The 9,287-nt window shown below is 72.0% G+C and carries 11 protein-coding genes; 8 read left to right on the forward strand and 3 right to left on the reverse strand.

What is annotated here, in order from left to right:
- Positions 1-323 (forward strand): substrate-binding domain-containing protein (locus QM638_RS16130; RefSeq protein ID WP_415143462.1); only part of this gene is annotated, 323 nt, incomplete at its 5' end.
- Positions 324-363: 40 nt separating this feature from the next.
- Here QM638_RS16130 and purU read toward each other — a convergent pair.
- From purU to QM638_RS16145, 3 genes are all read right to left on the reverse strand, one after another.
- Entirely contained in the window at positions 364-1,323 is a 960-nt protein-coding gene (gene purU, locus QM638_RS16135; RefSeq protein WP_415143464.1) for a formyltetrahydrofolate deformylase, read from the reverse strand.
- Complete coding sequence (locus QM638_RS16140; protein WP_415143466.1) at positions 1,320-2,198, reverse strand: methylenetetrahydrofolate reductase; 879 nt, start codon at positions 2,196-2,198, stop codon at positions 1,320-1,322. The genes purU and QM638_RS16140 overlap by 4 nt, the downstream gene beginning before the upstream one ends.
- Before the next feature lie 61 nt (positions 2,199-2,259).
- Positions 2,260-3,603 carry a hypothetical protein gene (locus QM638_RS16145; RefSeq protein WP_415143468.1) on the reverse strand — a complete coding sequence of 448 codons (1,344 nt, stop codon included), beginning with the start codon at positions 3,601-3,603 and terminating at the stop codon, positions 2,260-2,262.
- Between the two features lie 306 nt (positions 3,604-3,909).
- Here QM638_RS16145 and QM638_RS16150 point away from each other — a divergent pair, with 306 nt between their 5' ends.
- The 7 genes from QM638_RS16150 to QM638_RS16180 all read left to right on the forward strand — a co-directional run.
- Positions 3,910-4,824, forward strand: coding sequence for a VOC family protein (locus tag QM638_RS16150; protein ID WP_415143470.1), 915 nt, complete (start codon positions 3,910-3,912; stop codon positions 4,822-4,824).
- Between the two features lie 8 nt (positions 4,825-4,832).
- Positions 4,833-6,296, forward strand: a complete 1,464-nt coding sequence (locus QM638_RS16155; protein ID WP_415143472.1) for an NAD-dependent succinate-semialdehyde dehydrogenase — start codon at positions 4,833-4,835, stop codon at positions 6,294-6,296.
- Positions 6,296-7,150: a fumarylacetoacetate hydrolase family protein gene (locus QM638_RS16160; protein WP_415143474.1), complete on the forward strand. Its 855-nt coding sequence runs from the start codon at positions 6,296-6,298 to the stop codon at positions 7,148-7,150. The genes QM638_RS16155 and QM638_RS16160 overlap by 1 nt, the downstream gene beginning before the upstream one ends.
- Positions 7,150-7,608 (forward strand): VOC family protein, encoded by a 459-nt coding sequence (locus tag QM638_RS16165; RefSeq protein ID WP_415143476.1) that lies wholly within the window; start codon positions 7,150-7,152, stop codon positions 7,606-7,608. Before QM638_RS16160 ends, QM638_RS16165 begins: the two co-directional genes overlap by 1 nt.
- On the forward strand, positions 7,605-8,477 hold the full coding sequence (locus QM638_RS16170) for an alpha/beta fold hydrolase (protein ID WP_415143478.1): 873 nt from the start codon (positions 7,605-7,607) through the stop codon (positions 8,475-8,477). The genes QM638_RS16165 and QM638_RS16170 overlap by 4 nt, the downstream gene beginning before the upstream one ends.
- On the forward strand, positions 8,474-8,920 hold the full coding sequence (locus QM638_RS16175; RefSeq protein ID WP_415143480.1) for a GlcG/HbpS family heme-binding protein: 447 nt from the start codon (positions 8,474-8,476) through the stop codon (positions 8,918-8,920). Before QM638_RS16170 ends, QM638_RS16175 begins: the two co-directional genes overlap by 4 nt.
- A gap of 5 nt (positions 8,921-8,925) precedes the next feature.
- Positions 8,926-9,287: hypothetical protein (locus QM638_RS16180; RefSeq protein WP_415143482.1), on the forward strand; the 362-nt coding region annotated here is incomplete at its 3' end.

A 9,287-nucleotide genomic window follows, 5' to 3' on the forward strand; every position in this document is an offset into this window, starting at 1 on the left:
CGGGACCGAGGCCGGCCGCGACCGCCGCCTGCGCGGCGGTGCGTGCGGCGCACCCGGAGGTCACCGCGGTGGCGGCGTTCTCCGACGAGGTGGCGCTGCGCGTGCTGGCCGCCGCGGACGACCTGGGCTGGCGGGTGCCCGCCGACCTCGCGGTGATGGGCTACGACGCCGGTGAGCCCGGCTCACTGCACACCCCGCCACTGACCAGCCTGCGGATCGACGCCGAGGCGCACGGTCGCCGTACCGCTCGCCGGCTCCTCGGCATCGCCGGGCCGGGCCCGGAGCCGGCCCCGGCCCGGGTGGTGCCCGGCGGCACCGTGTGACCGGCCGACCGGGCGCCGGAGCGCGCTCGGCCCGGACGGCTCAGGCGAACACGATGGTGTGGTTGTGGTGCCTGATCACCCGGTCCTGGGCGTGCCACAGCACCGCCCGGGAGAGCACGTCGCGCTCCACGTCCGCGCCACGGCGGCGCAGGTCGTCCGCGGTGTCGGCATGGGTCACCCGGACCACGTCCTGCTCGATGATCGGACCCTCGTCGAGGTCCTCGGTGACGTAGTGGGCGGTGGCGCCGATCAGCTTCACGCCGCGCTCCTTGGCCTTCGCGTACGGCGCCGCGCCGATGAACGCCGGCAGGAAGGAGTGGTGGATGTTGATGATCGGCACGCCGAGCCGGGCGATGAGCTCACCGGACAGGATCTGCATGTAGCGGGCGAGCACCACGAAGTCCACGTTGCCGGCCAGCAGCCGCAGATGCTCCGCCTCCGCGGCCGACTTGTCCGGCCCGGACGAGGGCACGTGCACGAACGGGATCCCGAACCGGCGCACCTCGTCGGCCACGTCGGGATGGTTCGAGATCACCATCGCGATGTTCACCGGCAGCTCGCCGCGCTGGTGTCGCCAGAGCAGGTCCAGCAGGCAATGGTCCTGCCGGCTGGCGAAGATCGCCACCCGCTTGGGCACCGAGAGGTCGCGCAGCACCACCTCGAGCGCGAAGCCGTCCGCGAGCCGGGCCCGCAGGTCGGCCTCGATCGTCGGCAGCGCGGCGGCCAGGGTGGGATGGTCGGTCAGGCTGAAGACCGTCCGCTGGAAGAAGGCACCGCCCTGGGGATCGTCGGAGTACTGGTCGAGGGAGACGATGTTGGCGCCGTGGGTGGCCAGCACCTCGGCGACCGCCGCGACGATGCCGGTGCGGTCGCTCCCGGTGACCAGCAACGAGGCGTGCGCGGCGCCGGGCCTGGCGGACGCATTCCCGGACGCATTCCCGGACGCACTCTGGGGCGCGCGCAGGGACTCACTCGTGGGCGGGTTGCTGGGCTGGGTCATGGACGACTCCGGTCGAGGGCGACGGCGAGCCACTCCGCGGCCCGCGGGAGGTCACCGAAGGTGTACAGGTGCAGGGTGACCTCGCCATGCCTGACGGGGTCGTAGCCGGAGACGAGCGCCTCGACGAAGCGATCGGGCCCGGCCGGTTGGAGCAGGTTGGTCAGCGAGAGACCGTACTTGCGCACGATACCGGCGCTGCTGGCCACCCCGAAGCGGGCGGCGAAGCGAAGCAGCTTTCGGGCCGAGGCCGGACCGGCGACTCCCACCCGCACCGGCAGCTCGACGCCGCGCTGGCGGGCCTCGGCGATCCAGCCCAGCACCCGATCGGCGTCGAAGCCGAACTGGGTCACCACGCTGCCGGCCTGACCGCGGGCGGCGAGCACCGCCGCCTTGGTCGCCAGCGCCCGCCACAGCGTCTCGGTGGCGATCGCCGGATGACCGTCGGGATACCCGGCGACGCCGAGCTCTCGGTGGCCGGTCAGCAGCGGGGAGTCGAGCAGTGCCAGCGCGTCGTCGTACGGTCCGAGCGGATGCGGCGGGTCGCCCGCGACGAGGAAGGCGCGTTCGCCCGCCCCGCAGGCGGCCAGCCGATCCAGATGTCCGACGAGCTCGGGCCGGGAGCGGATCCGGCGGGCGGCCAGGTGCGGCACCGGAGTCAGCCCGAGGTCGGCGACCGCACCGGCCGTGGCCTCACGCTCGGTGGCCGCCTCGCCGCCCAGGAAGGTGAGATGCACCCGCGTCCCGGCGGGGAGCAGCCTGGCCGCCTCGGGCAGCCGGGCGCGGTCGGCCGCGGTGATCTCCACCGACGCGCCGGTGAGGAGCTCGACCCGGCTCGATCCTCGCCGTATCCGCTCCTCGATCGCGGGACTCGTCACCGGCTCCGTCACCGGCTCCGTCACGGGCTCCGTCACGGGGTCCGACACGGCCCGGACCGGCTCAGGCGCGGTCACGGTAGCCGGTGCGGGCGAGGACGTCGTACGGCGCCGGTGCGACGGTGGCACGCAGTCGCGGGAAGCCCAGATCGGCGTCGGGCGCCGTGCCGGCTCCCGGGTGCTGGCCCCAGACCACCTCGACCTCGGTGCCGGGTATGGCGTGCTCCTTGTCGATCAGCGTCAGCGCCATCACCGTGCCGACCGGGTCCAGCCACCCGGTCTGGAAGGTGAGTCCGGCGAGCGTGCCCGGTCGACCGACCGGCTCGACCCGGTTGCGCCAGTAGTGGTGCACGAACCCCGGATCCTCGCCCAGCACCCGGGTGACGTCGTCGATGTCGAAGACCAGCGTGACCTTGGTGCGTGGGGCGTGCTCCCGGGCCTCGAGCAGGGCCTCGCGACCGATGAAGTCGTGGTTGAAGGAGATGGAGCGGCCGTAGCCGAGCTCGTACGGCGAGCAGTAGTAGTCCTCGATCGCGGGCGAGTAGAAGCTGCCCTGGAGCGCCTTCTGTCCCTCGTAGGAGAACAGTGAGACGCCCCTGCGATAGTCGGTGAGCGAGTCGTCGGTGTAGATGGCCGGAGTCGGCGAGGGGATCCAGCCGCTGCCGAGGCTGGCGGTCGGGTAGGACCACGCACCCTGGTGGACGAGGCCGAGCGGCTCGCCGGCCCGCATCAGCGCCTCCTTCACCACGGCGGCGTCGCGATAGTCGCCGATCAGCTCGCCACCGGCCTGGCCGGCCATGCCGTGCCGCAACGCGCGCACCGGCCGTCCGGCGATCTCGACCATCGCGGAGCCGAAGAACCTCACCTCCGGGAACGGCCCGCCGAGCACATCGGCCAGCAGTTCGCCGGCCAGCGGGCCCTGGATCTGGTACCGGAACAGCCGCGGATCGTCCTTGCCCCGCACCGAGGACTCGGGATCGGTCTCGAAGGCGACGTCGTAGCCACCCGCACCCGCCCAGTACTTCACCCAGTTCTGCGCGGCCGAGACGCCGCTCAGCGTGTAGGCCTGCTCGCCGGTGCGCAGCAGGATCCCGTCGGTGATGATGTTCCCGTCCGCGGCGACGGTGACGAACTGCTTGGCCTGGTCGATGGCGAAGGACTCGTAGTCGTTGGCGCTCACCGCGCGCAGCATCGCCGTCGCGTCCGGACCGGTGATGAAGGTGTCGGACATGTGGTGCGACAGGTCCGCGATGGTCACCGAGTCGTACCAGGAGGCCTGCTCGACCTTCCAGCCCGCGTACTCCGGCTCGATCACCTCCGGCGTCCACGGCGCCGCGTTCGGCTTCCAGAGCAGGTTCACCGCGGACCCAGCCGCCTCGAGTCCGTCCTGAAGGGTCGGTGCTGCCATCTGCGCGCTCCTCGTTCCGTGATTACTAAATCGAATTAGTACCACGGTAGGCAGCCGTGGCACGCGTCACAACGACCGATCCGGTTCAGCTTTGGTTGCCGAATCCGCCGGCGCCGATCATCCGCACCGATCGCCGCACCGATCGCCCGGACCACCGACCGTCCCGGCCGCCGTACGAAATCGGTCACCTAAGCATTCGCCGCACGAGGCCCGTTGCCATTGAAGGGCGCCGATCACACTCCTTAGGCTCGCAAAGGACCGGGGAGCGCCCTCGGCCCTGGCCGGACCCGAGGAGAACTGAACCGCGTGGCGATCCTGCGAATCGAGCGTGCCGTCTACGGCGTGGACGACCTGGAGACGTGCGTCCGCTTCTTCACCGACTTCGGGCTCACCCCCACGCTGGTCACCTCCGATCGCGCCGAGCTGCGCACCCGGGTCGGCCAGGTCGTCGAGCTGCGCCGGATCGACGACCCGACGCTGCCGCCCGCGGTCGAGAACGGCCCCGGGATCCGGGAGATCGTCTGGGGCGTGGACGACCGGGAGCACCTGGACGCGCTCGTCGCCGACCTGCGCCGCGACCGCGAGGTCGTCCTCGACGAGGCGGGGGTGGCGCACACCCACGACGAGACCGGCTTCGGCCTCGGCCTCGCGCTCGCCGAGGTGACCGAGGTCGAGGTCGTCCCGCAGCCGCGCAACGTGATGGGCAACGTCGAGCGCTGGAACCGGTGGCTGCCCAGCCCCGACCAGGTGCACCCGTTGCGCATCTGCCACGTCGCCTGGAACATCCCCAAGCAGGGACGGCGCGAGGCCGTCGACTTCTACGTCGACCGGCTCGGCTTCCGGATCACCGACGACGTGCTGCCGATGGGCACGTTCATGCAGGCCGAGGGCGACCTCGACCAGCACACCATCCTGCTGTGCCACCGGCCCGACCGGGCCGGCACCAACCACACCTCCTACGAGGTGTCGACCATGGACGAGGTCATCCTCGGCGGCAACCAGATGATCGAGAAGGGATGGCGGGAGGCCCGCCGACTGGGCCGGCACACGGTCGGCTCGAACTTCTTCCGGTTCGTGCACAATCCGGCCGGCGGCCGGGTCGAGTACGCCGCCGACATGGACCGGGCCGACGAGAGCTACCCGACCACCGTCCACGAGACCACCCCGCCGCACCACCTGTGGGTGCTGGAGACCAACCGCGACCGGGAGACCACCGAATGACCAGTACCGTGCCCGCATCCGCTGCCGTCGAGGCCCCCGTCTACCCGCCGATCCAGCTCTACATCGACGGCGCGTGGACCGACGGCTCCGGCAGCCGCCGCGAACCCGTCTACGACCCCGCCACCGGCGAGGTCGTCGGCGAGGTCCCGGTCGCCGAGGCCGCGGACCTGGACGCCGCGCTGGCCGCCGCGGATCGCGGCTGGAGGGCGTGGCGCGACACCGGGGTGGAGGCCCGCTCGGCGATCCTGGCGCGCGCCGCCGACCTGCTGCGCGAGCGCGCCGGCCAGATCGGCCCGGTGATGACGCTGGAGTCCGGCAAGCCGTTGCGCGAGGCCACCGGCGAGGTGCAGCGCGCGGCGTTCCAGCTGGACTGGAACATCGAGGAGGGCCGGCGTGCCTACGGCCGGATCATCCCGACCGGCCCGGACGAGATGCTCTCGGTGGTCCACCAGGGGGTCGGTCCGGTGGCCGCGTTCACCGCGTGGAACTTCCCGATCGGCGGCCCGATGCGCAAGATCGCGGCGGCGCTGGCCGCCGGCTGCTCGATCGTGATCAAGGCCTCCGAGGAGGTCCCGGCGACAGCCGTCGCGCTGGTGCGGGCCTTCCACGACGCCGGGCTGCCGGCCGGGGTGCTCAACCTGGTCTTCGGCGTCCCGGCCGAGATCTCCACGCACCTGATCGCCTCGCCGATCACCCGGTTCGTCGCCTTCACCGGCTCCATCCCGGTGGGCAAGCACCTCGCCGGGCTGGCCGCACAGCGGATGCTGCCGACCATCATGGAGCTCGGCGGCCACGCGCCGGTCATCGTCTGCCCGGACGTCGACCCGGCGGCCGCCGCCCGCTCGTGCGTGCGGGGCAAGTTCGTCAACGCCGGCCAGGTGTGCACCTCACCGAGCCGGTTCTTCGTGCACGAGGACATCCACGACGCCTTCACCGACGCCTTCGTGACCGCCGCCGAGCAGCTGGTGGTCGGCAACGGGCTGGACGCCGGTGTCCAGATGGGCCCGCTGTCCAGCCAGCGCCGCCGGCAGGCGGTCGCCGGCCTGGTCGCCGACGCCACCAACCTCGGCGCCCGGGTCGCGACCGGTGGCACCGCCCTGGCGGGACCGGGCTGGTTCTACGCCCCGACGGTGCTCACCGACGTACCGGCCCAGGCCCGGGTGCTCCGCGAGGAGCCGTTCGGGCCGATCGCGCCGATCCTGCGCTACGCCGACCTGGACGAGGCGCTGGCGCAGGCGAACTCGCTGCCCTACGGGCTCGCGGCGTACTGCTTCACCCATCGCGCGGACCTCGCGGCCAGGCTCACTCGGGAGCTCGAGGCCGGCATCCTGTCGGTCAACCACGTCGGCGGCTCGGTGCCGCAGGCGCCGTCGGGCGGCTTCAAGGAGAGCGGTCACGGCCGCGAGGGCGGCTACGAGGGACTCGCCGACTACCTGGAGACCAAGCGCATCTCGCACAAGCTGGCCATCTGATGCGGTGGTGCCGGTTCGACGACGGCGGTACGCCGAGCTTCGGGATCGTCGAGGGGACGGGCGAGGACGCGGTGGTCAGCGTCGTCGACGGGTCGCCGTTCGGCGAGCACCGGCGGACCGGCCGCCGTCTCGGCGTCGGCACCCTGCGGTGGCTGCCGCCGGTGATCCCCTCGACGTTCTATGCCGTCGGGATGAACTACACCCGTCACGTCGAGCACGCCCGGTCCCTCGGCAACCCGATCGAGGTGCCGACCCGGCCCGAGCCCAACTACCGGGCGGTCAACGCACTCACCGGTCACCTGCAGCCGATCCGCAAGCCGCCCGAGGTGACCGGCCGGTTCGAGACCGAGGCCGAGGTGGTGGCGGTGATCGGCGCACCGCTGTATCGCTGCGGCCGGGACGAGGCCGCCGCGGCGATCTTCGGCTGGACGATCGGCAACGACGTCAGCGCCCGGACCTGGCAACACGCCGACCGCAGCTTCTGGCGCGCCAAGAACGCCGACACGTTCAAGCCGATGGGGCCGTGGATCGACACCGCGGTCGACGTCATGGACGCGACCACCACGGTGCTGATCAGCGGGGAGAAGAGGGCCAGCTTCGCCACCGGCGACATGCTCTTCGACGCCGTCGACTTCCTCGTAGAGATCGCCTCGTACTGCACCGTGTCGCCCGGCGACGTGCTCTGGCTCGGCACCGACGGCGCGGTCGGCATGGACGTCTCCGACACCGTCGAGATCCAGGTCACCGGCCTGGGCAGTCTGATCAACCCCGTCGTCGCGGATCGACCCGTGCCCGACCGTTCCCGTCCAGCGCAACCGCCGCTCACCGCGGCCCGACCCCGTATGGAGAAGTGATGAGCAGCAACGCACCCGCCTACATCCACCACGTCAATTTCCCCACCACCGACATCGACCGCACCCGGGAGTGGTACGGCAAGGTCTTCGGGATGAAGGCGATCACGCCCAAGTCCAACACCAAGGTGCTGTTGATGACCCGCGGCAACTTCGACCTGCACTTCACCCCGATCGACGAGATGGACCGGATGGCGCCGTACCACTTCGCCGTCGAGCTGGAGGACTGGGACGGCTTCATGGCCCACCTCGACGACATCGGGGTGCGGCACACCCGGATCACCTCCCGGCCGGAGAACCGCTCGCTGTTCTGCTACATCCACGACCCGGACCACACCATGATCGAGCTGGTCTACCACGCCGGCCGCCCCGGAGGCGCGCCGGAGGTCAAGGAGTACGTCGAGAAGGCGACGGTCAAGCGCGGCGCGAACAGCGCCGACGAGGCGAGGGCGCAGCTGTGAGCGAGCCCGTCAAGCACCTGGCCAGGTTCGCCACCGCCGCCGACGGCACCCGGATCTACTACGAGGCGCACGGGCTCGCCGCCGGCCCGGGGGACGCTCCCCCGCCGGCCGTGCTCCTGGTGCACGGCTCCGGCGGCCACCACGCCGCCTGGTGGCAGCAGGTGCCGGCGCTGCGCGGCTCCTACTCGGTCATCACCCTCGACCTGCGCGGCTTCGGCCGCTCCGACGTGGTCACCCGACCCGACGGCACTCCCGAGACGGCCAACACCGCCGAGGACATCCTCGCGGTGCTGCGCGACCCCGCGCTGCGCGCCACCGGGATCGGTCCCGCCGTGCTGGTCGGCCAGTCGGTCGGCGCCGCCGCCGCGCTGCGCGCCGCGATGCTGCTCGACGAGGCCGAGCGGGCCGAGCTGGTCGCGGGTGTGGTGCTGGCCGCCTCGCTCGGCGGCATCAGCCATCCCGACCTGGCCGAGCGGGTGAAGGCCGACCGGGCCGCCGCCGACGCCATCCCGGTGCTGGACCGGCTGCTCACCCCGGCGTTCCGGGAGGCCGATCCCGCCAAGACGTTCCTCTTCCGGCAGTTCGGCACCTTCAACGTCGCCGGCATGGCCGACCTGCGCCACCTCAACACCGACGGCCCGACGGTCGAGGAGCTCGCCGCCGCCGAGCTGCCGCTGTGCCTGCTCTCCGGCGAGCTCGACGCCGTCCTGTCCAAGCCGACGATCGAGACCGCGGCCGCGCTGCTGCCGGGCGTCCACGTCGAGCTCGTCCCCGGCGCCCCGCACTCGATGTACTGGGAGGCGCCCGATCTGTTCAACGCCGCGCTGCGGCGGTTCCTGACCAAGGTATTCGTGGAGGTACCGGCATGACCCTCGACTTCGACAGCGCCCGGAGGTTGGTCGACGACGCCCGTCGGCTCGGGATCGAGCTCGGCAAGGCGCTCAGCATCGCGGTGGTCGACTACGGCGGCTTCGCCGTGCTCGTCGAGCGGATGGACGGCGCGCGGCCGATGACCCCGTCGATCGCCCTCTCCAAGGCCTACTCGGCCGCGGTGATGCAACGGCCGACGTACATGCTGGAGAACTGGCGCGAGTCCGACCCGGTCTTCTTCACCCAGGTCGGCCGGATGGGCCAGCACCCGATCGTGGCCACCATGGGCGGCTACACCCTCAAGCGCGACGGTGTCATCGTCGGCGGCGTCGGCGTCTCCGGCGGCAGCCCGAGCGAGGACCAGAGGATCGTGGAGCAGATCGTGGCCGACGCGGGCTTCCAGACCGACTTCCCGGCCTGGGCCGGCGCGACGAAGGGCTGAGCGCGATGGCCGACGACTTCAAGTACCACATCGACCATCACGGCAGCTTCCAGCCGCCGGCCGAGCTGGTGGCGGCTCGGCAGGCGTACGCCGACGGCGAGCTCGACCGGGCCGGGCTGGAGGCCACGACCTCCGGTGCCGTCCACGACCTCATGCTTACCCAGCGACGGTTGGCGATGCTGGCGCTGAGCGACGGCGAGTTCGGCCGCCGCAACGACCTCGCGGCGGTCTACGACCACGTCAGCGGCTTCGGCGACCCACGCGACGAGCCGGGCGCGGTGGCCACGCTGGTCGGCCCCGGCCACGCCGCCGAGGTGCGCGCGCTGTCCGGGACGCCGGTCGCGACCGGGCGACTCGCCGACGCGGC

Origin of the sequence: Nocardioides sp. (assembly GCF_047606145.1) — a bacterium.
GTDB lineage: Bacteria > Actinomycetota > Actinomycetes > Propionibacteriales > Nocardioidaceae > Nocardioides.